This window comes from Candidatus Phyllobacterium onerii, from assembly GCF_028331445.1.
Lineage (GTDB): Bacteria > Pseudomonadota > Alphaproteobacteria > Rhizobiales > Rhizobiaceae > Phyllobacterium > Phyllobacterium onerii.
The window spans coordinates 126,385-149,533 of the sequence record NZ_JAQMHX010000010.1; the positions used below are offsets into that span (position 1 = coordinate 126,385).

A 23,149-nucleotide genomic window follows, 5' to 3' on the forward strand; every position below is an offset into this window, starting at 1 on the left:
GAGAGGAACTGCGAAATGAAGAGCAACACGTTTTTGAGGACCACAAGTCTCGCGTCGTACGTAGCAGTCGGATTGATTGTCGGTGGCGCTAACGCTGCATGGGCAAAGGATCCGGTCGTTGCGGATCCCGATGCGAAAGTTGAATATTCCGGCACCGTAAGCATTCTGACCAAATTCGGCCTGCAGCAGCTCTCTCCGTTTTTTGTCGATGCGGCAAAAGCATACGAGAAGCTTCATCCGGGCGTGAAAGTCGAGCTCATTCAGGAAAGCGACGACAGCGTGAAGGGCAAGACGAAGGCGCTCGTTGCCTCAAACTCATTGCCTGATATCTATTTTACCTGGACGGGCAGCTGGGGCGAAAACTTCGTCCGTGGCAATCGCGCCGTCGATCTGACCAAGGTGATCGGCCCGGACACCGTATGGGGCAAGGAACTCGCAAATGCCGCAGTGAGCGCCTTCCAGTATAACGGTAAGCTCTATGGTATCCCCCTTTACCTCGATGCCAAGTTCATGGGCTACAGCAGGCCGCTGTTCGAAAAGGCAGGCGTTGCGGAGCCAAAGAGTTTCGAGGAATTGCTTGCTGCCTGCGCCGCCCTGCGCAAGTCTGGGGTAACGCCGATCTCGTTCGGCAACAAAGAGGGCTGGCCAGCCGTCCATTATGCGGGACAGCTTCTCGCCTATAACGTGCCGCAGGCGACTCTCGAGAAGGATTTCAAGCCAGCCACGGCCGACTATTCGGACCCGGGCTATGTTGTCAGTCTGACGCAGTTCAAGCAGTTGATCGATGAGTGCTCGGATGGAGCGGGGACAAACGGCTCGTCATATGCATCGGCACTACAGCAATTCAGCAATGCCAAGTCTGCAATGTACTATCAGGAAATCATCGAATTCGATCAAAGCACTGCTGATGGCGCATTGAAGAAGGACGATTTCGGCTACTTCAAATTGCCTGCTCCGAAGGATGCCAAGGGCGATGTGAAGTCGATCGAAGGCGCACCGGAAGGCTACATGATCAATGCTGCCTCGAAGAACATTCCGCTCGCCGTCGATTTCATGAAATTCGTCACATCGGCCGAAAACGGCAAAATCCTGTCGGCTCCGCCCTATGGTCAGCCAAGTGCGACGGTCGGTGGCTATTCTGCGGACACGATGAACCCGGCGGTCGTCGGCGGCCTGAAGATCATTGCAGAGTCTTCGTACCTGATGCCATGGGTGGATACAGCCAATCCACCGCGCGTGGCAGCTGCATGGCTGTCAGGTCTGCAGGCACTCATTGGCGGCTCGCAGACCCCTGAGCAGGTCTTGGAACAAGTGAAGAAAGCTGCGGCCTCTTCGAAGTAAGAAAGCTGTCAGACGATGACTGTCATGAAGCATGACTATAAGGGTGAAGCCGCCAAGGCAGGCTTCACCCTGCGAAGAAAAGCTGATGCGGATCACGCCGGCATGCTGGCGACGTTGCTGTCGTTGCGCTGGGTCCTCATAGCTTTCGTTCTCATCCTGTGGTTCGTCTACTATCCGATCATCGACAATTTCGTCGTAAGCAGCAAAAACCAGGATATTTTCACCGGCGAGACGGCATTCATCGGTCTGGACAACTACCGGCGCCTGCAAGGTGACCCAATCGTCTGGACGGCAATCCTCAACAACACGCTTTATGCCGTCATCTCCATTATCTTTCAGGTGTTCGGCGCATTCGTACTGGCCGCAATAATCGAGGGCCTCGGCAACGAAAAATGGCGCAGGTTCTGGCGCGCCGTCTACTTCATACCCTCCGCCATTTCGATCACCGTCACTGGTCTGTTGTTCTATTTCATCTATCAGCCGGACATCGGTCTGCTCGACTCGGCTCTTACGCAAATCGGATTGGGGAACTGGTCACGTGCGTGGCTGGGTGAAGAGCAAACGGCAATCTATGCCATCATCGCCATGAGCCAATGGCAGGGTTTCGGCTATTCGACGCTGCTGTTCGGCATTGCAATACAGAAGATACCGCGCGAGCTATACGATGCAGCGACCATGGACGGGGCGGGCACCTGGCGCCGGCTGTGGAGCATCACGATGCCGCTCACCCGAGAGATGACGGCACTGATGGTGATCGTCACGATTACCGGCGCATTCCAGGTCTTCAACGAAGTCATGGTCATGACGGCTGGCGGCCCAAACAATAGCAGCCAGGTACTGGGAACCTGGCTGTATCAACAAGGTTTCATCGAAAATGATTTCGGTTATGGCGCGGCAGTTGCATCCGTCATCTTTGTCATAACCCTGCTGACCGGCTTCGGACAGCTTTGGTACACGAAGAGGCGGAGGGTTCATCTATGAGCGTCAATCGGCCCCCCGAGACGGAACGCCTTGATTTCGTTCAGGTGCTGGCGAAAGTTTGCCTCGTTACTTTTCTTGTCAGTCTTGGCATCTTGGTCATCTATCCACTTATCTGGATGGCGCTGAATGGCTTCAAGAGCAATGCGGAGATCTTCGGAAATCCGTTTGCGCTTCCGACGAACTTCACGCTTGGCAACTACATATCCGCGTGGAACCAGGGCATACGCAACTATATCGCGACAAGCATAATCGTCACGCTTGGATCGGCAGTCTGCACGGTAATAGTCAGCGCCTGGACCGCGTATGGCCTCACCCGATCGAAGCTTCCTGGAAAGCCTTATTTCGTCGGCATCGTGCTTGGTGGTCTCATGCTCAGCCCGACGGTCGCTGTCATTCCGCTTGTGCGCATGATGCAGGAATTGGGCCTCTATAATACCTATTGGGCACTGATCATCCTTTATACAGCCTTCCGCATACCGTTCACAACCTTCCTCATCCGCGCCTATATGCTTGGACTCCCGCGTGACCTCGACGAGGCTGCCGTCATGGATGGCGCGAGCGAAGGCCAGATCTTCTGGCGAGTGATCTTGCCGCTGTGCAAGCCGATACTGGTGTCCTGTGTCATCCTGCACGTTCTGTTTGCATGGAACGAATATCTTTTCGCGATGATATTTACGAGCGGTGCGGACCTTCAGACACTTCCGGTCGGCCTGACATCGATCATGTCGAAACACGGAACCAATTACGCCGTGGTTTTTGCGGCCATGACATTGTCAGCACTTCCCATCGTCATCGTATTTTTTGCCGCGCAACGCTTCTTCATTCGAGGCCTCGCCGAAGGCATCGGGAAATAATGGAGCAGCCGGAATGTTAAGACATGAACAGCTTATCGGAGCAAATTTCTCTTTTCAGCACCATCCGTTTCGATGGGTCGTCGAGCAGCTTCACCAGATGGGCTTCAAGCGAATGGAACTTTGGGGAATTGCGCCTCATCTCGATCTCTTCCACGACAGCCGGTCGCGCCTGGCAGAGGTAAGGTCCATCCTTGAAGACAATCAGTTGACGGTTCATTGCTTCACACCGGAGCAGGTGCTCTATCCCATCAATATCGCCTCGGGCGACAAGGCCTATCGCGAGAAAAGTGTGGAGCGCTTCCTCCTCGCGGCCGACATCTGTGCGGAACTGCAGGGGAGATATCTGTTTCTCACGCCTGGTCGGGGCTTTGAATGCGAGAGCCATGAGCATGCATGGGCCAATTCGATCGAGTCCGTCAGGAAGATCGCATCTCACGCCAAGCGCCTTGGAATAGCTTGTCTTCTCGAGCCTTTGCAGCGCACCGAAAGCAATATCGTCAACAACGCCGATGAGCTGTCAGCCTTCTGGCGTGAGATCGACGCCGACAATGTCGACGTGGTCCTTGATTTCGTTGCAATGGCAACGGCGAAGGATGATGTCGCTGGTTATGTCGACAGGTTTGGCAAGCGCCTTTCTCATGTGCACATTGTCGACGGAACGCCGGCAGGTCACCTTGTCTGGGGTGACGGCAACCTGCCTCTGCACGACTATCTGGCCGAACTTGATGCGAGTTCCTTTGCGGGGACACTGACATTCGAGCCCTTCGGTAGTGGCTCATATGCGCTTGATCCCGTTTCGGCTTGGCAACGCTCATTGAAAGCAATTGCCCCTCTTCTCGATCATGCGGACCAATAATGAACGCCCATCCCACTCTGATCGCCGTCGGCGACAATTGTCTTGATGCTTATCTGACCAAACGTTTTGTCACGGTTGGAGGAAATGCCCTCAATGTTGCGGTGCAGTGGAAGCGGCGAGGGTACAATGCCCGCTATTTTGGTGCCTTGGGGAGTGATGAGGAAGCGGAGATCATGCTTGCGGCAATCGAGCAGGCAGGCCTCGAGCGAACCGACGTGGAGATAGCTGCCGGCAGTTCAGCGGTGACATTGCTGGGGGATGACGCGGGCGAGCGGCGTTTCCTGCTCGAGTCGCTCGGTGTCGGCGCCAATTTCTTTCCAAAGTGCGAATATTACGATGAACTGCTCAAAGCCGATTGGGTTCATCTCGGCACGAATGCGAACGAAAGTCTGGTGCGCAAGCTCGTGACGGACGGCGTTAAATTCAGCGTCGACCTCTCGACACGCCACCTGGACTTGCCACTGGACAACGTCCCACTCGTTTTTGCGTCGGGTCCTGACGATCCTGTCGAACCGGTCAAACCGCTGATCGAAAGGTTCAAGCAAGCAGGTGCTCAGCAGGTGGTTGTTACATGCGGCAAGCGCGGCTCGTTCTACGATAATGGCAGCGCTCTGTTCTTCGCCGATTCAGTGCCGGTATCCGTTGTTGACACCTGCGGGGCCGGTGACAGCTTCATCGCGACATTTCTCATATCGCGTTTCTTTGAACGACAGTCCGAGGCTGCCTCGCTGCATCTTTCCGCCATCCGCGCCTCGGAGACCTGCACGCATCTTGGCGGGTTCCCGCAAGAAATCATGCCGATTCCGCCATGGCTTCTCGAGAAATACGACGGCGTAGTCCGCACGGCGCAAAGGGATTGAGCATGAGTAGCATCAAAATGAGACCACCCGTTGTGGCGGCGAAAGAAGATCGTTCCTTTTGGCTGCAGAGTATCGGTGCGGATGCCATCACTCTTCCTCTTCAGGGCCTCGAGGAATGCGACGTGGCGATCGTCGGTGGAGGCTACGCCGGCCTTTGGACGGCGTTGCGAATAAAGGAGCAGGCACCTGACAAGCGCGTGACGATCCTTGAAGCTGATTTTTGCGGTTCGGGCGCTTCGGGCCGGAATGGAGGTCAGGTCCATAGCTGGTTCGCGGAGATTGACATGCTGCGTGACCTTGTGGGCGATGACGACGCGCTCATGCTTTGTCGGGCCACTGCCGATGCCATCGAGGAACTCAAGTCTCTCCAAGATGCCGGCACCATCGACATGGACTTGCGGCTCGATGGCTGGCTATGGACGGCAAGCTCAATCGCCCAGGAGGGCGCCTGGTCGAAGGCATACGATATTTGCCGCACCCTCGGCGAGAAGCGATTCAGGCCCCTTGAGCGCGCCGAAATCCTGCAACGTACCGGCTCGGCTGCATCGTACCTTGGCATCGTGGAGGACAGGGCGGGGACCGTTCAGCCCGCCAAGCTGGCGGTGGGTCTGCGCCAGCTTGCGATGTCGAAAGGCGTCATCGTCCATGAACAGAGCCCAGTCGTTGAAATAGTTCCGGGGCGTCCAGCACAGTTGCAAACTGCACAGGGCAAATTGTCCGCCAATAATATCGTTCTCGCCGCCAATGCCTGGCTTTCTGCAATACCGGAATTACATCCGTATCTTTACGTGGTCAGCAGTCAGGTCATCGCGACCGTGCCGGCTGCCGACGTTCTGGATGAGATTAGTTGGGTCGACGGTGCATCAATCTGCGATGCACAGCACCACGTGCTGTACTATCAGCGTACGCCCACGGGTCAGGTCATCTTCGGTCGAGGAACCGGCGGCATCACCTATGAAGACCGAATCGGCGCCAGCTTCAACCGCGGCAGAGATAAGGGACACGACAATGTGCGCGAGCTGCATCGGGTTTACCCTCAGCTTAAAAACGTCGCCATCCAGCAGGACTGGACCGGCCCCATTGACTGCACAGTCCAGCATCTCCCCGTTTTTGACCATTTGAGAGACCATCCGAATATCTTTTACGCCATGGGATTCAACGGCACAGGCATCGCACAGACGCCTGTCGCAGGCCGCATCATGGCAAGTCTTGTGCTGGGCCAAGATAATAACTGGAGCAAATGCGGATTGGTCGGGATTGATCGCCGCACAAAGCTGCCGCCTGAGCCCATACGCTACGTTGGCGCAAAAATCGTCCGCCGCGCTATTCGACGCAAGAACGATGCGGAGATTGTCAACCAAAAGCCGGATCGTATTACGCGATTTCTCGCTAGCCTGGCTCCTTGATTACGCGAAAGTGCGAAGCAAAAAGGAATGAAAAAATGGCCGACTTGTCGCTGAGAAATATACGCAAATCCTACGCCAATCTAGAGGTTCTTCACGGGATTGACCTTGACATAAGATCTGGTGAGTTCGTCGTCTTTGTCGGCCCTTCGGGTTGCGGGAAATCCACATTGCTCCGCTCCATTGCAGGCCTGGAAACCATCACATCCGGCGATCTGATCATCGACGGTGAGCGTATCAATAACGTGGCGCCTTCCAAACGCGGCATCTCGATGGTGTTCCAGTCCTATGCGCTTTATCCACATATGACGGTATTTGAAAATATGGCTTTTGGATTGCGCATAGCCGGCCTGTCAAAAGCTGAAATCGACAAGCGGGTGCGCAATGCGGCGGCAATTCTACAATTGGATAGCTATTTGCAGAGGCTGCCAAAGGCGCTCTCCGGTGGGCAGAGGCAGCGGGTTGCCATCGGCCGCGCGATAGTGCGTGACCCTCGGGTCTTTCTGTTCGATGAACCATTGTCCAACCTTGATGCTGCGTTACGCGTAGCCACGCGGATCGAGATCGCGAAGCTGAAGCAAAGCATGCCGAAAGTGACCATGATCTATGTAACCCATGATCAGGTCGAAGCCATGACATTGGCGGATCGTATCGTTGTGTTCAAAGACGGCTATATCGAGCAGGTCGGAACGCCTCTCGACCTATACAAGAATCCAGCCAACCTGTTTGTCGCCCAATTCATAGGCTCCCCCGCAATGAATATATTGGACGGAAAGGTGGAAAGGGATTCAACTGGCAGAGCAAATTGCTCACTGGACTGCGGCGTCGCTCTCGACCTTGGCTTGCTGCCCGATGGCATTTCAACTGGGGATAGAATCAGCATTGGCATTCGCCCTGAGAACACGCAGATCGCAGAAGCAAAGGCGAATGGCGGAGTGCTTACAGGCATCATCGATTTTGTGGAACACCTCGGCGAAGTACAAATTCTCTATGTCGATGTGCAGGGCTCCGACCGAAAGTATTTGATCAAGGTTGATGGTACGGGCTCCTACGCCAGGATGAACACGATCCGCTTTACCGCCCGCGCGCAAGACATCCATGTCTTCGACGCCAACGGCTCTACCATCACAAGACCCGTCTCGCCAACCAAACCAGAAGCCGCGAAAAGTGACGCGACTTTGGGCTAGCGCTTTGATTTCTGCTTAGGCGCAAAGTGGACTATGCTCAAAATGGATGTTCGCGTTCTGTACTTTTAAAGTTGCATAACGTCTCCTATGGAATGCCATTGGATATTGAACTTGCGGCAGTTATCACTGAATGATAACAGGATGGCATGAGTGCGCGTGACACGAGTCTTGATACCCTGCTCGATCTGGACGGCCAAACAATGTTTGTCGGCCAGACGTATTGGGTCAAGTTCGCCGTCAAAGCAGTCACGGTCACGCCGCTACGGCCGCACGGGTTGCGCTATTCATTGACGTTACACGGACCAGGTGGGGAGCGGCTGGTAGGCTTTGACAATGCTCACGCGATCTCAGCGGTAAGGGCCAAGCCGCAAGTCGACGCAAAAGTACGACCACAAGCACCGTTTCCGGACATTGAGGCCGTATGAGTACAGTGACGCTGCCACATTGCTGGAAGACTTCTGGAGCGAAGTCGATGGCGTTTTGAAAGAGGTAGGAGTGATCAAATGACGAAGACGCTTCATGTTGGTATCGCAAGCTATGAGACGATGAAGAGCCGGACCATGGCGATTGCTCGAGGGCAACTTAAGCCGAAAAAAGACGATCCCAAAGTCTGGTTCACGTCCATCGAAAGCTTCGCAAAGGTTTTATCCGATCGAAATCGGGCTCTCCTTGAGATGATCGTTAAAGAAAAGCCAGCATCGCTTGCGGAGTTGGAAACGATGTCGGGACGAGCAAAATCAAATCTAAGCCGAACATTACGAACGATGCAGCGATACGGTTTGGTTGAGTTGGAAAAGGGAAAGGGCGGCAAGCTTATCCCCCACGTCACTTATGACCGTATTGCATTGGAGATGCCTGCATACTCCTGATGTTGCGAAATCATAGCGCTGCCGATGCTCGACAGGACGATTTGAATGCGGGCATTTCGTTCCATTCGACAGCGTCAAACAAGAGGTCGTTGGCTCGGATCACACTGATTTGCCTACGAGCGATCCCGGTGGCTTGAACTTTCCAGGATCAAACGGGCTCTGATGCAATTTTGTGGATTGTAGAACTTCAGGCACCAATCCAAATCGGCAAAAATCCGCTTGGGATTGAACAGACCGAGGGAGTTGGAAGGACGTCGTCCCTTAGACTTCAAGTCATGACTGTAGGGCCAAAGGCACGCGGCGTTTCGAAGAATTCGTTTGCTGCGATTATTGCGTTTAGTTAATTATGGATTATATTCAAAGGAAACAGATAAGGAAAAATAGCCATGACGGTCGCACTCACCACAAATCCACCATCCAAAGATGACGTGGAGCTTGCACGCGCATCAGGCCAGCGATTGGCTCCTTATGCGCGCAAAGGACTTGCTTTGACATTTCGCGTTCGTGATGCAGAGAACGAAGAAGCTATTGAACTGCCGGCGGGGGCTGTGAAGCTGCTTATGGCCGTGCTTGAGGACATGGCATCGGGAAGAGCTGTTACAATCGTCCCGCAGAACGCTGAACTGACAACGCAACAGGCCGCTGACGTCCTGAACGTATCGCGTCCATTTCTAATTGGCCTGTTGGACGAGAGGAAGCTACCATTCCGCATGGTGGGGACCCATCGCCGTGTTCGTTTCGAAGATGTGCTGAACTTCAAAGAGGCGATCGACACGGAACGGCGGAAGGTATTGGGCGAGCTTGCGGTGGAGGCTCAAGAGCTTGGGATGGGATACTAAGCTTTGGGGACTTTCACTGCCTTCTTGGACGCATCGGTTGTCTATCCGGCTCCCTTGCGCGACCTGCTTTTGGAGCTTGCTGTTTCTGACCTGTATCGCGCCAAATGGTCGAACACTGTGCATGATGAATGGATCAACGCTTTGCTCAGAAGCAGAGATGATCTTACCAGAGAACGGCTTGAGCGGACCCGCTACCTGATGAACGCCCATGTGCGCGACGCGCTTGTTACAGATTTTGATCAACTCACTGGCATTCTCCAGTTGCCGGATCCTGATGATCGCCACGTTCTGGCGGCGGCTATTAAGGGGCGGGCTGATTTGATCGTCACAGCAAATCTCAAGGACTTTCCCCGCAGCGAGCTCGCACCGTGGGGCATTGAAGCTCAACATCCCGATGAGTTCCTAACGCACCAGTTCCACCTTTCGCAGCCGCAGTTTCTGGCCGCCGTAAAAGCGGTTCGCTTACGCCTAAAGAACCCGCCGAAGACGGTCGAAGACTACCTTGATACACTTCGCGCACAGGGCCTCTTGGCTACAGTCAACGAGATCCAAGCATTTGATCAGTTCATTTAGTCGAGGATATTATTGACCTCACAATCTTGAAGCTGCGGCAGCACAGGCGATGTTCTGGGTTGTGGGTTCTAATTCAAATGCAACGGCGGGGTGGGGCAGGCTATTCGGGCAGCGATATAATTTCAACAAGCTGCTCTCTGAACACTTCGGTCGGGGTTCGGTAGTCGAGACATTTTCGCGGGGTCGTGTTCAGGCGCTCGCAGATTGATCGCACTGATTTGATGGGAAAGGGACAAGAGATCGGTGTCGCGCGGCAGGTAACGTCGCACCCTTTTGTTCATGTTCTCAACGGAGCCTTTTTGCCAGGGCGCTTGCGGATCGCAGAACCATGCTTTCGTTCCCATCCCGGCTCCAGATCGCGCCAGGACACGAACTCGAAGCCCCGGTCGAACGTGATGCTTTGTCTTGCCGAATGCGGAAGCGTTGAAAGTTCATTGATTAGACGCCCCATGATCGGTTTCGATTGCCGGTCATTGTTGCGAAACAGGACGGTGTAGCGGCTCTTGCGCTCCACCAGTGTGGCAATGTTTGCATGGCCGTATTCCTTGCGAAAGATCATCAAATCACCCTCCCATGTGTGGATACCCCGGGCGATGCAAGGACTTTTTTGGATCGTTCGAACGTGAGATCGGGTGCGGTCATGTGTCAGGCCTCTGTTCAAGCGACCATCTCATGCCGCGGGCCGGTATGGCGATGCGAAGGTCAGGTCCAAATCAATGGCGCGGGCGCGAAGCCCTCTGGGAATGCCTGGTTTTCCTGACCTCGATCTTGCCGATCTGTTTGTCCTTACTTTCCAACGTCCTCCTCACACCATCGAGGGTGCCTGTTTCGGCACTAGGCCGAGATAGGCACACCCCGATATTCTTCACCTCTTGTCATCATTGCTCAGATCGCCCGCGCTGTCTTATTCGCAAGTGCAATGGCAACGAGCAATCGTGGCTTGCGCTCCAGCATGTGCTGAAGCCACGATCCGTTGGGCGCTCCATTTTTGATCGCCCATCGGATGCGGGTCATCGCACCAATGATCAACAGCCGCCTGATATCCCGCTGTCCCATTTTCGATGTTCGACCCAGTTTCTGGCGTCCGCCTGTCGATTTCTGGAGCGGCACAAGTCCCAGCCAGGCTGCAAAATCACGCCCGCGGCGAAAGCTGTTCATATCCGGTATCGCGGATTTAGCCCTCCGATTTTCTGGCCGCCAACTTGCAGATCGTCAAGGCCACTTCAAATGACTTTTCGAAGGCTGGAAGCGGAAGAAATTCGAAGCGGGAATGGAAGTTGTACGCTCCCGTAAAGAAGTTCGGGGTGGGCAGCCCGCGCAACGAAAGCGCAGCTCCATCGGTTCCGCCGCGCATGGGAACGGGTTTTAGTTGAATGCCTAAGGTCTCCAACGCCGAAAGAAGCAGATTCATTGGGCGATTGTCGCCTCCTAGGTGATCGTTGATGTTGTGATACTGGTCGCTAATCGTACAGGTGGCTCTTCCTGTCGGATAAAGGGCGCTGATGGCTGCCACGGCTTCTTCGACCACCCGCTTGCGGCTTTCGAAATCCACCTTGTCGAAATCCCGGATCATTACCGTTAGATGGGCGTCGGTATCGCTCGCTACGAGATTTTTGAACCAGAAATATCCTTCGCGTCCCGCGGTCTATCCATCGCCATCAAAAGTGGGTTTACCATTACGCCTTTTGCGGACATCGGATGGGCGCTCACGCCAGTGAATGCGATCTCTCCCATCGCCGCGTTGAAGTTTTCGAAGACCACCTCGCCCAGTTCGCAGCAGTCGATCCTATAAGCGAAATCACAGGGAAAACGGGTAAGATCGAGCGCCTTAGCGCCTCGCAACCCGATTTCCTCGTCGGGTACGAAGGCGACACAGACGTCACCATGCGGGCCTATGGTCTCAAGCCCGTTGAGCAGGGTCATGATAACGGTGATCGCGGCCTTGTGGTCGGCGCCGAGTACGCTTGTACCATCACTGACGATGATATCCTGCTCTTCCCAGCCGTAGATCTCTGGGTTCTCCTCGATCCGCAGCCAGACGTCTTTCGCCCGGTTGAGGCAGAGATCCGTTCCCTCAAAGCGCAGGATTTGCGGCTGGATCACTGGAGACAGTCCGACATCGACCGTGTCGAGATGCGCGATGAAGCCTATGCGCGGCGCGGCCGGCAGCGAACCACGCTTTGTAGCCGTGACGACGGCATTCTCGTCGATGGTCATATCTGACAGACCAAGTGCCTGCAACTCGTCATGCAGCAGCGCCGCCAGCCTCGCCTGCCCTGGCGTCGAGGGCAGGGTGGGGGATTTGGCGTCGCTCTGGCTTTCGATTGAAAGGTAGCGGAAAAACCTCTCGATCAGTTCGTCGCGAAGATCCATGGCGACCCTCCGTGCTATCAGTTAAATGGGATGCGGTGCCGGGACGGAGACTAACTCACTCGGAGTATGCCAACGCCATCGACGATAGCTATTTGCGAGCCGAGCTTTTCCGATTGGATCGCGAGCCTGCGCAATATCCTCTCCGCACTGGACCCGGTGGCAAGATGCGGAACGAGACGCTTCTCGATCGCAGGATCTTGCAGGCCATCCTCTCCACCGACAAGCACGGGATAGAGCGTCAAGCCCGTCAGACGATTGTCGGAGCCGAACGAGCAGAGGCTGCCGACGCTTTCCCAGACCTCCGTCCGCCGCCAGGCCGATAAGTTCGACCGGGTATGGTAGATGAAATTTCCGAGGCTGTAGAAGATGGGTTTCCCGCGATAGATTTCGATAGGCTGCAATACCGGCGCGCCGTGGCTGACGAAAATCGACGCGCCAGCATCGATGCATTGCCGAGCGAACGCCCCCACCCAATCAGGAACCTTCAGCCAATCCGAAGCCCAGTGGTGGTGGTGAAGATAGGCGATAACGAGGCTGCCTGAATTCGCGGCAGCGGAAATCACGTCGAGGTTTCTGGCAGGATCTCCATCGTCGATCCTGACGGTCCGCCCAAATCGGCCCGACCGGCAGAAAATGGTACGTCCGATCCCGACTTCGCTTTCCGCATCGACGACCGGCCCATCGTCAGGCTGGCTATCGTTGATGAGATCGATGGTGGTGTAGCCGATCCTGTCGCGTATGGCCTGTAGCTGTTCGAAGGCTTCGCTTTGGACCTCGAGGATCTGCGACAGGTGAAGCCGGTTGACGCCCGGACGTTCGGGGCGATCCTTGCCGCCGTCCGCGTCGCGTATAAGCATTCTCCGATTTGCCGAAGATGAAATCCGATGGTCCGAAATCCTCCATGCGCCCATCCTTCACGATGCAGACGGCATCGCAAATGTCCTGAACAACCGCGAGGTCGTGCGAGATGAAGATCATTGAGAGGTTGCTGTCGGTGACCGTCTGTTTGAGAAGGGAAACGATCTCCGCTTGCACGGAGACATCAAGAGCGGACGTCGGTTCGTCGGCGATGATCAGCGCGGGCCTAGCAAGAAGGGCGCGGGCGATGCAGACACGCTGCTTCTGTCCTCCCGAAAGCTGATGCGGATAACGGGACAACAGGATGCGCGGAAGACCCATGCGATCGGTCATGTCGGTGATGCGCGACGGTTTTCGATCCAGGCAAAAAAGAGCCGGACTAAAAAAGCCCGGCCTAATTGTGAAGGTTAAAAACCTCCAGAGGGGAACAGCCGACGCGGATAAATGGGAGGAGAACCGCGTCAACCACACCCGATGTAGGAGCAGCCTGAGTGCATTACAATGCACTCATTGACGCAGGGCTGCTAAAAAGGGCCACAACTATAAGTTCAATTTTGGACCCACTGTTGAAGCTATCCACCGCATCGCTGTATTCGCTGTTTGCAATGAGATCGCCTGCTGGAGCAAGCCGCCGATCGTTATTCTGGGGGCGTTGCTCGATAGGGATGACGTTGCGGCATATCCTCTCGTTGATCTTTATTCTAATCGAGCCGAAGCCGACCTCAAGCCATCGACGCGGCGCCCGGTACTGCCGGCAGTGCACTTGGTTCCGAGGGCCGCCAATGGCCATGACAGTGCTCATTGCCCGCTTCCACTTGAAGCTAGCAGGGGCAGTAGCTCCTCGGCGGCACGTATTCCACTTTCCCATGCGCCATGGGCAGTTGAGAAGTTGAAAGCGTGTGTTGCTTCTCCGGCGAAGAACAGCCGGTCGCCAATGGGCCGGGCCAAGGTTTTGCGGGCGCTGGCGTATCCTGGCAATGCGTGACTGTACGAGCCGCGTATCCAGTCGGTACGACACCAGGAAGAGGCGGCGATGGGGCGAAGATGGCTGTGAACGTTGTTACCGAGGAGGGATGATAACTCATCCCTCGCAAAGGCGAACGCATCCAGCAATCCTGCTCGCTCGATTGTGACAGCACCCGTCCCGCCGAAGAACCCCTCGATCAACGATCGGCCAAAGGGCCGAATGTAATAGCTGCCGGTATCGCTGCTGCGAGGATTCCCCAGCAGGTGCGTTTCGGACTCAAGTCCGTGGTTGCCGTGCAGTTCGAAGAAAAGCTTGTCGGCAAGGCCAAGCGGCAGATTGCTAGCGGCGTGGAGATGTTCATCGGCGTCTGCATCAAATGCGATCGCACCGCTGGCAAGTACGTTCGTTGACACAGTGATCACTGCTGTGAGGGCGTCTATGGTACCGCGATCTGTCTCCAACCGCACGCCGTGATCGTTTAATGCAACGCGGCGCACAGGACACGACAACCTCAGCGGCACGTCCGGAAGGTTCGCCGCGATAAGATTGCCGTAGCCTTCGCGCACTCGCCAATTACTGTCGGTCGATACATCGTCATAAGCTAGGAAGTCAGCGATCGACAAGCGGTCCAACGGAGCGCCGTTCATGTAGCCGCTAACTGACTGGCAATAAGCGTTCCATTCGCCGTTCAACGGCAATGAATCCGACGCGCGATCACTTACAGCCGGATTGTCTCGCATCCGCTTTTCCAACACATTCCACGCCGCCGATGCTGCAACCTGATCTTCTGGCGTGAAGCCAAGATTGCGCCACTGCCTTTGCCACGCCGTCCGTCCCTGTGCGATCGTGAATCCGGTTGCTCGCCCGACGGCCACGAGCGGGTTGCGCTGGGCTGAATGCAGCCAGCCGCAACCCATATCCAGTGGCATTCCTGCCAGTTCGAGTGTCCAGGCACGGCCGCCCGGACGGTCACTGGCCTCGATCAAAATCGCTGAACGGCGAGCTGCCTTTAGCCGGCGTGCTGTCGCAATACCCGCAGCGCCGGCGCCGACAATCGCAACATCGTAATCCATAGCTGCCTCCGCGTCGGCATTTCCAACACTTGCCGGCATGAGTTTTACAGGGGAATTGTTACGGCTTCAACGCGCGCAGAATGTTGCTACTATACGATTATGACATTCTTCGAGACCCTCGTTGCCCTCATGGCCGTCGCCATCTTGCTGTTGCAGGTGACACGACGTTTGCACCTGCCTTATCCGGGTATCCTTGCCGCCGCGGGCGTGGCCGTGGCGATGTTGCCGGGGGCGCCAAGCATCCCGATTGACCCGCCCACGGCGCTTGCATTGTTCATTGCTCCCGTACTGATCGACTCGGCCTATGATTTCCCGTTGACTGCGGCCCGACGCATGCTGCTGCCTTTGTTCGTCTATGCCGTCGTAGCGGTACTTGTTACGACGGGCGTTGTCGTCTCGATCAGCGCACTCACGGTCGGTCTACCGATCGCGGCGGCAATCACGCTGGGCGCTATTGTCGCGCCGCCCGATGCGGCTGCAGCCACAGCGGTCCTGTCTAATTTACCGATCGACCGTCGTGTGGATGCGCTGCTGAAAGGTGAAAGCCTGTTTAACGATGCTACCGCACTGCTGCTGTTCAGTGCCGCGCTGACTGTTCATGCTCGCGGTGGACTGGATGCCGTCACGGTGCTGCAACTGATATCTGCGGCGCCTGGTGGGATACTGTTTGGCATCGCCTTCGGGTTTCTGCTCTCGCGATTACGGCCGGTGACAGAAAACACCGTTGGCGGCACTTTGCTCCAGTTCGTGTATGCATTTGCGACTTGGCTAATCGCTGAACGACTGCATCTGTCGGCGGTCCTGGCTACGGTAGCGAGCGCGATGACGATCGCCACACTTGCTTCAGTCGAGGATTCCCCGCGTATGCGGGTACATTCGTTTGCAGTGTGGACCACAGTTGTGTTCTTGTTGAATGTGGTGGCGTTCCTGCTGATGGGCTTGCAGGCCCGCCGCATCATTGAGGCGATGTCAGGTGTCGATCTCGAGCGAGCGCTTGGTTTCGCTGCAATGGTCGTTGTCGGCGTTATCACGACGCGCCTCATAATCGCGTACCTGTTTCATAAAATAGTGGGATATCGCCATCGGCACGGGCACGATCTGGCAGCGTTCGCACCAGGGGAGACATTGCTCGTCGGCTGGGCTGGAATGCGAGGACTGGTCACGCTCGCCACGTCGTTCGCTTTGCCTCCAGATTTCCCCGAGCGAGACCTGATCGTGCTGACGGCGTTCTGCGTCGTGCTCGCGACATTGGTGATACAAGGCGCCACGCTGGCGCCGATGATTAGGCTGTTGAAGCTCGGGCGACAGGCCGAGGTACGCAAGGAGATGGCAGCGGCGCGATGTTCTCTTGCCGAGGCGGCGCTGAGCCGACTTGAAAAAGAGGAGGGCGCAGAGGCCCAAGCTCTACGGCTGGCCTATCAGGAGGTTGGCAAAAGGGGTGAAGAGACCGGGCGCCCGCCGCTGGACCGTCGCCGCGGCCTATCGATTGCAGCCGTGCTGGCGCAACGCCAACGCCTTGAAGAGCTGCGTGATTCCGACAAAGTCGGCCCCAATCAATATCTGGAATTGCAGGAAGATCTGGACTGGAAGCAACTTGCGGCGGGTTCAGACGAAGATCGGCGGATTACCGAGAGTTGATGTCTCATCAATCGCGTTGGATTGGTACGCGCTGTATTTCCGATAAAGCAGCCAGAAGGAATGTGCCGACGTTTCAGCTATGTCTGAAACACGGTCATCCCGTCCGGGAATTACTTTGGAGGTGAACAGTATTGAGCTCTCAAAAGAAAGGTTGTCTCCATAGGTAGTTGACTTGAACCGCCATGATGTTCTCGGAATATGCACAGAAAATCGCATAACGTCTCATCCGGAACCGCATTAAAGGAAACCGCATAGAGTGGCTCTGCGGTTCGATTCCGCTGAAGGCGGGCATTTGAAGTGAGATTTCCAATGAGCATGCAGATGCATCGTTTACCTCGTCGTCGCGGTCCACGGATGCCGGCGCAATGATCGCCGCGTTATGGCCAGGCCCGAACTGCCTGATAGCAGATCGGTGCTGCGGTCACCGTTACGCTCGACAGCTTCGCGGATTTGCCAGGGAGATACTCAGCGTCGCGCATGCTGTCCATCATTCAGCTCTCCGGTCGAGCGCCAAACCGGCATGACCTTGCGCGGTGCTGTTTCTTTCTCCGCTCCTGCCGAATAGATCAGCGTCGTAGTCGGTTCGGCCAGTATCTGACGCGTCGTTTGACGGGGAGCCGGGGAGGGCAGGAACCACAAGGAAGCCCCGCCATCCTTTCCCTCGCCATACCCGCCCGCATCAGGCCATTCGCCAATTTCTTGCGTAAGACATAAGCAACGCAAAAGCGAATAGCTCAAAAGAACAGCACGGCGTCAGGGCAAGCAGCGATTTCGCGCGTACTGTTGCCAAGATGGGAAGAGGGGGAAGGGCTTGGGAATGGGGACGAGGGAACCATCGCCCTGTCCCAAAAGCGTTACGCCGCCTCGATATCAGTATGTGAAAAGTCGCTGCCCTTGAAGAGCATTGGTAGCCCATAGTCCTTCGCACAGGCATAGGAAAAGCAATCGCCGAAATTCAGCCGTGCTGGATGGGCGACGAAGCGGCCAAATGTCCGTGCGGCCAGAATTGCGCTGCGATGCATGGTTCCGTTTACTGACATTTCCTTGGCACCGATCGTTTCCAGAAATCGTTCAACATCCTGCTGCGCCTGATCAATCAAGGACGGCGGCGTTGGCTCTTGGTCGCCATGGATTGAGATTGAAACAATTCGAGCGAGGCTCACGACCGCTTCAAATATGGAAAGGGAGGAAAAGTAGATAGGCTTTTTTGCCATCTCGATTTTTGCAATGAGATAACCTGCATCTTCCTCATCTGCGCAAATCGCTACAATTGCGGAGGCGTCTAAGAACATTAAACGCCCCACATTTCATCGGTGTATTTTTTCATGTCGAAGTCGGGCTTGTTCGGTCCCATCCTCGCCTTAACATCGTCCTGGATGATTTTAATTCGGTCTTTTAGTGGTATAGCCTCTTGGGCGCGAGCCAGTTCGTTCTGCAAGGCGCGTCTGACGGCCTCGGTTTTGTTTGGGGCCTTTGTTAACTGCTGAACCTTTACGGCCAGAGCATCCACGTCATTATCGCGAATGTAGAGAGACATTTTTTGTTCTCCGTGGGTGTACCTCGAATATGCGAATATCTTAAATTGAATATGCGACGTTAGCAAGTACGGCGCCGGTCGGGCCATTCAGGCAATGAGGATAGGCGCCGATTCATGGCCGCTTTTCAAGGTGTGCCCTTGCCGCAATAAAAGCGTTCAGCCAGCGCTATTTTCACTTTGCCTAGTGGCATTTCGCCTGACTGAAACAGAACGGTCGGCGGTCTAAATGGCAGGGAACGTTTTCTGGATGGCGTCTTGTAATTTATCGCCAACTGACACCCAAACGCCGCAGGTGTCACCGGTTTTATTTGGAGATTGACGCAGCCAAGTGGCGCCAATTTTTTCTATACCCATCAACACGTAAGGTGTCGGGCAAGCCGAGCGCGATTCTCGGCGTCACTCCGAGACCTGCTGCAACGGCAGACCACAGGCCGAAACAGGCATGGGATTGTGACACGACCAAGGAGAGCGGCTGAGGTTCGCCCTCAAGAGAATTTGCAGACGTTATCCATCGAATGGGGTCAATTTTGCACCCCCACACAAAAAACCGCCTCTCGAATGTTTCTCGATTGCTGAAATGCCACGGACATATTCGTATAATTATGGAGCTAGGTTCCTCCGCCGCTTCCGCGAGGAAGCTACCGGGGCAAACGAGTCGGGTAAATAAAATGCCGCGGGAAGTGCAACGGCAGACTTGTTAAATAGATGTAATAGTCATATATGACATGAAATGGCATATTAGAAAGCGTATATGGATAATTGATATGGGATCGCCGAAATCAAAATCTGCCCTTGAACGGCTTGGACACGACGTCCGCAGTGCTCGTTTGCGGCGCGGCATCGCCGTGGCCGATCTGGCAGTGCGCGCGGGCACGTCGCCGAGCACCGTCGCGCGTCTAGAGAAGGGGGACCCCGGTGTCGGAATCGGCACGCTCGCCGATATCCTGGTCGTGCTTGGTCTTGTCGACCGACTGGCCGACTTGATCGACATCCGCAAGGACGATCTGGGCTTAGCGTTGACCGCCGAACGCCAGCGGCGGCGCGGACGGTCTCTTGCGACCACACTGCGCAGGCAGAAGGCGAAGGGCAAAACGGCACTGGATGACCCGGATATCGTCGATCCGGACGGTGCGTCATTCTGATGTCCGACTTCAACGCCCATGTCGTTCTGGGCGAGAGCCTGACACCTGTTGGTCAACTGCGTTTCACGCAAGCCGGGCCGCGCCAGTTCTCGACCTTCGCCTATGACCTCGCTTGGATCGAGAATCCCCGCGCCTTTGCCGTGCAGCCCACCTTTCCCCTTGAAGCTGGGCCATTTCACACATCCGGCCAGGCCGGGAACGTGCGCGACGCACTGGCGGGTGTCTTCGCCGACGCAGCGCCGGATAGTTGGGGCCGCAGGCTTCTCGAGCGCGCCTATGGCAACGGCCTTTCCGAATTCGAGTATCTGACCCTGTCCGATGATACGTGCCGGCAGGGGGCTCTGCGGTTTCTCGACGATACAGGGCAAATCATCCGGGGTGAGGGGGCCGATGCCGTGCCACGCCTGGTCGATCTGCAGGCGATCACCGCCATCGCACGGGCCTATGAACAAGGCAGGGAGATTTCCGCCGAAGATATGCAGGCGCTCGCCGGCGCGGGCGGTTCCGGCGGCGCACGTCCCAAGGCCAATGTCCGGGACGGCGAGACGCTCTGGCTTGCCAAGTTCACGTCGGTCCACGATCAGCAGCCGATCGAATGCGTCGAGGTTGCTACGCTCCGCCTCGCCCGGGCCTGTGGCATCCGCACGCCGGAAGTCAGGCTGGAACTCGCAGACACGCCATTCCCGGTCGCTCTGATCCAGCGGTTCGACCGGCGCGGGACCGCACGTATTCCTTACATCTCGGCCCGCACTGCCCTCGGCAAGACCGGGACAGAGCTCGGTTCCTATACGGAGATCATCGACTTCATGCGGGCAAATGCCGCTGATCCGCAGGCCGATTTCCGCGAACTCTTCCTGCGTCTGATCTTCACGATCCTCGTGTCGAACAAGGACGACCACCTGAAGAACCACGGCTTCCTCTATGTGGGAGCCGGTCGCTGGCGATTGTCTCCGGTTTTCGATGTGAACCCCGCGCCTGACCGCAATCCGCATCTTGAAACGGCGATACTGGAAGGTGGCGAGCACCACCGGTCGATCCGTATGGCACTGGAAGCCTGCGAGTTTTTCGAGATCGCCGAAGAAGACGCTCGTAGGATGATCCGCGATGCGGTGCGGTGTATTTCTGACGGATGGCGTGAGGCGCTTCGACAGGTGGGCGTCTCCGGGACGTTGGCCCGCCAATATGAATCGGCCTTCATGAACAATCAGACTGAGATAGCGCTGGCTATTTAGACGTCATATATGCGCAATATCATTCTGTAACTCGTCATATATAACACACTAGTTTGCACATAACCTGTGCTAGCTCTGATTATCACGCATCTCACATGCGCAACAATTCTCCTAATCCGCCTGATCTTTTCAACCAGCAACCCTACGGCGGTTGCCCATTCCAATGGCGAGCACGCTGTGGCCAACTCCTTTTCGTTGTCGATGGACCAGAGTTGAAGGGTTTATGGGAGGCGAATAACCAAAGTAGCCACTGCTCTCGGCCTCTTTTTCAGGATCGGGCTCAACGAAATCGACTTTCGACCATCTCGCCGAAATGTCGAGGAAATGGGGACTAATCAGCGCGTCGATCTGCTTCAGACGCTGCCGGACCCAAGTCGCCATTTTTGCCAGCTACGCTAAATCGCAGTCCGATCAGCTTGCGAGCTCCATCCTGAACGAGCGACGCCGGCGCAATCTCCAGCGAACTAACGGGGCGTACGATGGCTAAGAAACCAAAAAACGTTTAATATTTTCGAGCCAATCGATCAGGGAAATGTATCCGGCCGACACGCTAAAAGGTCAGTTTATCCGCTGGGCCGTCGATAAGCCAAAGGCCGTCGTCCAAAAAGAAGCGGATTATCAACGAAACAGAGCCCGGCTTAACAAAGACGCCCGAGATTCTGATGAATAATCAAAAGACGCGCCGCCAGGCACGTCCTTCTATTCAGTCTGGGAGGACCGTTGGTTCACATTGATGAATGGCACTGCAGATCCATGCACCATCGTTGTCTGTGAACCGGCACCGAAGTTGCCACTTCACGAGAGGAAGCGTAACGCGTTGGTTTGCGGACACAAAATGGAAATTGGGTGGGGTCACGACCGGCGCCGATGATGACCCCGCCGACGCTCTGAATTTGCCGGTAAAGTCATGCACTTAATGGTGATCCGCTCGAAGCTCGGCATTCGATGCTGATTCACATGTTCGATAAAGCAAAGGCCTTGCGATCACGTCACCGCTCACCGTGGCAGGGGACGGTGCTCTGCGATGAACGCTATCTCCAGTGCATCTGTAAGGATTGCCACAACACCATCAAGCAGCAGGAAGAGCAAGCTACGCTGCGCCTGCGTTGGTGATTGGGATTGATCCTCAGGTTTTATCCCTGTTAGCCCGCTCGAAGCCTTCGTTCCATTGCTTCCAGTGACGCGAGTTTTCGCGGTAGGGATTGACCAACTTGACGCCGGTTTCTCTTGAGCGGCGAGCGTCTCTCAGCCCATTGTTGTAAGGGACACCCTGCCTCCGGTCGATTTCGGGTTTTGGTTTGGCCGCTCCGGGTTTGATCGAAGCTTTGACTACGGCCATCAGTGCGTCGAAGTGCTGTTTGAGGTTCATCTTTTCAGAATACTTATCATCTGTAACGATTGAACAATACATGCCCAATGCGTTGGACCAAGCGTGAATCCGAGCAGGCGATGGCTGATCCAATCCTTGTCTCGCACAAGGAACATGGACTGATGCTTGCTACGTGGCAAGAGCATCGCGGTTCACGGGCTGCGCGCAGATTCATCATGCCAAGCGCCATGAATGCGTCGCCTCCCAGACCCTGCGCGAAACCGGCGAGGATCAGCAGTGGAAGGTTGCCCGCGAAGGCGCACACTGCGGGGGCTACGGTGAACAGAGCAAAGCCGCCCAAGAAGACACGTCCCGCGCCATAAATTTCCCCCGCGCCACAGGGAAGAATGGTGACGAGTACGGCCAGGTGATAGGCCGAGACGACCCATACGGTACGACCCGCTTCCGCGTGCAGCGAGAAGGCGCAACAGGTGGCGCCCTACCTGGGTTTTCAAAGCCGATGACAATCGAAACGAGACCAATGCATTGATCACCACTGCAAAGTCTGGCCCAATGATGCGGGCGCTTGCTTGGAGGTTTTAGCGATACAGATCCGACCGTCTGCGGCACGGCGGATATGCCCCGCTTGCGCTTGGATGCCAATGTCTGGTTGATCTGCACGGTCCGCGTTTGAAGGCGAGGGCGCCGCCTGTCAGATACAAAAGCCGGAGCCGGGCCCTCGGCGAGCCCACTTCCGCAATCGCCTCGTCGAACCGTGCGCGCAGGCGATCAGCCCACATCCGGCACGTCTTGCCATAATGTTCGCGCAGGTTTCCCACGTCATGCCGAGATGGTCCAGCTCGCCGCCGGGGAAATGTACTTGACCAGTGGCAATGTTCGGGACTCTTGCGGCCGAAGGTTTTCCTGTCGCGCTTCATCCGCCGCGTGATAGCGTGGTGCAGATAGAGTCCGCCGGATCGCAGAAGTCGATCTACTATAGCGCAATTTGGTTCCGGCAATCTTTGCAATCTCGGTATGGCTTGGCTCCATGAATTCCGCATCAATAGGCAGGGGTGTGAATAAGCTTAATGTCCCGACCCGCGGTCCAACCTCAAGACGCAAGTCTCGTGGAAGCGGTCATCCAATAAACCGTAACTCGCCAACAATTGCGCGCCCAAGGCAATCATCGCCACAGGGTTGCTGCTAAGTGTTTCCGCCGCTCAGAGCGCCGCATTGACTCACTAGCTCGTGCCTTTA

Annotated in this window: 21 protein-coding genes and 6 pseudogenes; 14 read left to right on the top strand and 13 right to left on the bottom strand. The window is 55.9% G+C overall.

Annotated features, from left to right (window positions below):
- The first annotated feature begins 15 nt into the window (after window positions 1-15).
- From PHA01_RS21600 to PHA01_RS21650, 11 genes are all read left to right on the top strand, one after another.
- Entirely contained in the window at window positions 16-1,341 is a 1,326-nt protein-coding gene (locus tag PHA01_RS21600) for an ABC transporter substrate-binding protein (protein WP_271898411.1), read from the top strand.
- 24 nt (window positions 1,342-1,365) lie between these two features.
- Complete coding sequence (locus tag PHA01_RS21605; protein WP_271898412.1) at window positions 1,366-2,322, top strand: carbohydrate ABC transporter permease; 957 nt, start codon at window positions 1,366-1,368, stop codon at window positions 2,320-2,322.
- Window positions 2,319-3,176 carry a carbohydrate ABC transporter permease gene (locus PHA01_RS21610; protein ID WP_271898413.1) on the top strand — a complete coding sequence of 286 codons (858 nt, stop codon included), beginning with the start codon at window positions 2,319-2,321 and terminating at the stop codon, window positions 3,174-3,176. Before PHA01_RS21605 ends, PHA01_RS21610 begins: the two co-directional genes overlap by 4 nt.
- Window positions 3,177-3,189: 13 nt before the next feature.
- On the top strand, window positions 3,190-4,032 hold the full coding sequence (locus PHA01_RS21615) for a sugar phosphate isomerase/epimerase family protein (RefSeq protein WP_271898414.1): 843 nt from the start codon (window positions 3,190-3,192) through the stop codon (window positions 4,030-4,032).
- Window positions 4,032-4,892, top strand: a complete 861-nt coding sequence (locus tag PHA01_RS21620; protein ID WP_271898415.1) for a PfkB family carbohydrate kinase — start codon at window positions 4,032-4,034, stop codon at window positions 4,890-4,892. Before PHA01_RS21615 ends, PHA01_RS21620 begins: the two co-directional genes overlap by 1 nt.
- Window positions 4,893-4,894: 2 nt before the next feature.
- Window positions 4,895-6,298 carry an NAD(P)/FAD-dependent oxidoreductase gene (locus tag PHA01_RS21625; RefSeq protein ID WP_271898416.1) on the top strand — a complete coding sequence of 468 codons (1,404 nt, stop codon included), beginning with the start codon at window positions 4,895-4,897 and terminating at the stop codon, window positions 6,296-6,298.
- Between the two features lie 35 nt (window positions 6,299-6,333).
- On the top strand, window positions 6,334-7,482 hold the full coding sequence (locus tag PHA01_RS21630) for an ABC transporter ATP-binding protein (RefSeq protein ID WP_271898417.1): 1,149 nt from the start codon (window positions 6,334-6,336) through the stop codon (window positions 7,480-7,482).
- A gap of 146 nt (window positions 7,483-7,628) precedes the next feature.
- On the top strand, window positions 7,629-7,907 hold the full coding sequence (locus PHA01_RS21635; protein WP_271898418.1) for a hypothetical protein: 279 nt from the start codon (window positions 7,629-7,631) through the stop codon (window positions 7,905-7,907).
- A gap of 78 nt (window positions 7,908-7,985) precedes the next feature.
- A complete protein-coding gene (locus tag PHA01_RS21640) occupies window positions 7,986-8,351 on the top strand; it encodes an HVO_A0114 family putative DNA-binding protein (RefSeq protein WP_271898419.1) in 366 nt (121 codons plus the stop codon).
- Window positions 8,352-8,737: 386 nt separating this feature from the next.
- The gene (locus PHA01_RS21645; RefSeq protein ID WP_271898420.1) at window positions 8,738-9,190 is read left to right on the top strand and encodes an excisionase family DNA-binding protein; all 453 of its coding nucleotides are present in this window, start codon (window positions 8,738-8,740) and stop codon (window positions 9,188-9,190) included.
- A 24-nt stretch (window positions 9,191-9,214) separates the two neighbouring features.
- Window positions 9,215-9,763, top strand: a complete 549-nt coding sequence (locus tag PHA01_RS21650; protein ID WP_271898421.1) for a PIN domain-containing protein — start codon at window positions 9,215-9,217, stop codon at window positions 9,761-9,763.
- 100 nt (window positions 9,764-9,863) lie between these two features.
- On the opposite strand, the pseudogene PHA01_RS21655 reads toward PHA01_RS21650, so the two are convergent.
- The 7 genes and pseudogenes from PHA01_RS21655 to PHA01_RS21685 form a co-directional block, all read right to left on the bottom strand.
- Window positions 9,864-10,337, bottom strand: a pseudogene (locus tag PHA01_RS21655) (IS30 family transposase); the annotation flags it as partial.
- A gap of 311 nt (window positions 10,338-10,648) precedes the next feature.
- Window positions 10,649-10,927: pseudogene (locus PHA01_RS21660) on the bottom strand (transposase); the annotation flags it as partial.
- A 10-nt stretch (window positions 10,928-10,937) separates the two neighbouring features.
- Window positions 10,938-12,136: pseudogene (pepT, locus tag PHA01_RS21665) on the bottom strand (peptidase T).
- 50 nt (window positions 12,137-12,186) lie between these two features.
- A pseudogene (locus PHA01_RS21670) lies at window positions 12,187-12,978 on the bottom strand (CapA family protein); the annotation flags it as partial.
- Between the two features lies 1 nt (window position 12,979).
- Window positions 12,980-13,336, bottom strand: a pseudogene (locus tag PHA01_RS21675) (ATP-binding cassette domain-containing protein); the annotation flags it as partial.
- 154 nt (window positions 13,337-13,490) lie between these two features.
- Entirely contained in the window at window positions 13,491-13,796 is a 306-nt protein-coding gene (locus tag PHA01_RS21680) for a hypothetical protein (protein WP_271898422.1), read from the bottom strand.
- Complete coding sequence (locus PHA01_RS21685; protein WP_271898423.1) at window positions 13,793-15,034, bottom strand: flavin monoamine oxidase family protein; 1,242 nt, start codon at window positions 15,032-15,034, stop codon at window positions 13,793-13,795. The genes PHA01_RS21680 and PHA01_RS21685 overlap by 4 nt, the downstream gene beginning before the upstream one ends.
- Before the next feature lie 99 nt (window positions 15,035-15,133).
- On the opposite strand from PHA01_RS21685, the gene PHA01_RS21690 reads away from it, so the two are divergent.
- The gene (locus tag PHA01_RS21690; protein WP_271898424.1) at window positions 15,134-16,672 is read left to right on the top strand and encodes a cation:proton antiporter; all 1,539 of its coding nucleotides are present in this window, start codon (window positions 15,134-15,136) and stop codon (window positions 16,670-16,672) included.
- A gap of 854 nt (window positions 16,673-17,526) precedes the next feature.
- Here PHA01_RS21690 and PHA01_RS21695 read toward each other — a convergent pair.
- Both PHA01_RS21695 and PHA01_RS21700 read right to left on the bottom strand, forming a co-directional pair.
- Window positions 17,527-17,964 carry a type II toxin-antitoxin system VapC family toxin gene (locus PHA01_RS21695; protein WP_271898435.1) on the bottom strand — a complete coding sequence of 146 codons (438 nt, stop codon included), beginning with the start codon at window positions 17,962-17,964 and terminating at the stop codon, window positions 17,527-17,529.
- Complete coding sequence (locus PHA01_RS21700) at window positions 17,964-18,209, bottom strand: type II toxin-antitoxin system VapB family antitoxin (protein WP_224515319.1); 246 nt, start codon at window positions 18,207-18,209, stop codon at window positions 17,964-17,966. Before PHA01_RS21700 ends, PHA01_RS21695 begins: the two co-directional genes overlap by 1 nt.
- 764 nt (window positions 18,210-18,973) lie before the next feature.
- On the opposite strand from PHA01_RS21700, the gene PHA01_RS21705 reads away from it, so the two are divergent.
- Together PHA01_RS21705 and PHA01_RS21710 are read left to right on the top strand one after the other, a co-directional pair.
- Window positions 18,974-19,351, top strand: a complete 378-nt coding sequence (locus PHA01_RS21705; protein WP_271898425.1) for a helix-turn-helix domain-containing protein — start codon at window positions 18,974-18,976, stop codon at window positions 19,349-19,351.
- Window positions 19,351-20,583, top strand: a complete 1,233-nt coding sequence (locus PHA01_RS21710; protein ID WP_271898426.1) for a type II toxin-antitoxin system HipA family toxin — start codon at window positions 19,351-19,353, stop codon at window positions 20,581-20,583. The genes PHA01_RS21705 and PHA01_RS21710 overlap by 1 nt, the downstream gene beginning before the upstream one ends.
- 129 nt (window positions 20,584-20,712) lie before the next feature.
- Here PHA01_RS21710 and PHA01_RS21715 read toward each other — a convergent pair whose 3' ends face one another.
- The 4 genes and pseudogenes from PHA01_RS21715 to PHA01_RS21730 all read right to left on the bottom strand — a co-directional run bounded on the left by PHA01_RS21715 (window position 20,713) and on the right by PHA01_RS21730 (window position 22,953).
- Window positions 20,713-20,964 (bottom strand): hypothetical protein, encoded by a 252-nt coding sequence (locus PHA01_RS21715; protein ID WP_271898427.1) that lies wholly within the window; start codon window positions 20,962-20,964, stop codon window positions 20,713-20,715.
- 745 nt (window positions 20,965-21,709) lie between these two features.
- On the bottom strand, window positions 21,710-21,952 hold the full coding sequence (locus PHA01_RS21720) for a hypothetical protein (RefSeq protein WP_271898428.1): 243 nt from the start codon (window positions 21,950-21,952) through the stop codon (window positions 21,710-21,712).
- Between the two features lie 157 nt (window positions 21,953-22,109).
- Window positions 22,110-22,376, bottom strand: a pseudogene (locus PHA01_RS21725) (MFS transporter); the annotation flags it as partial.
- Window positions 22,377-22,491: 115 nt separating this feature from the next.
- Window positions 22,492-22,953: a class I SAM-dependent methyltransferase gene (locus PHA01_RS21730; protein WP_334312047.1), complete on the bottom strand. Its 462-nt coding sequence runs from the start codon at window positions 22,951-22,953 to the stop codon at window positions 22,492-22,494.
- Window positions 22,954-23,149 lie beyond the last annotated feature (196 nt).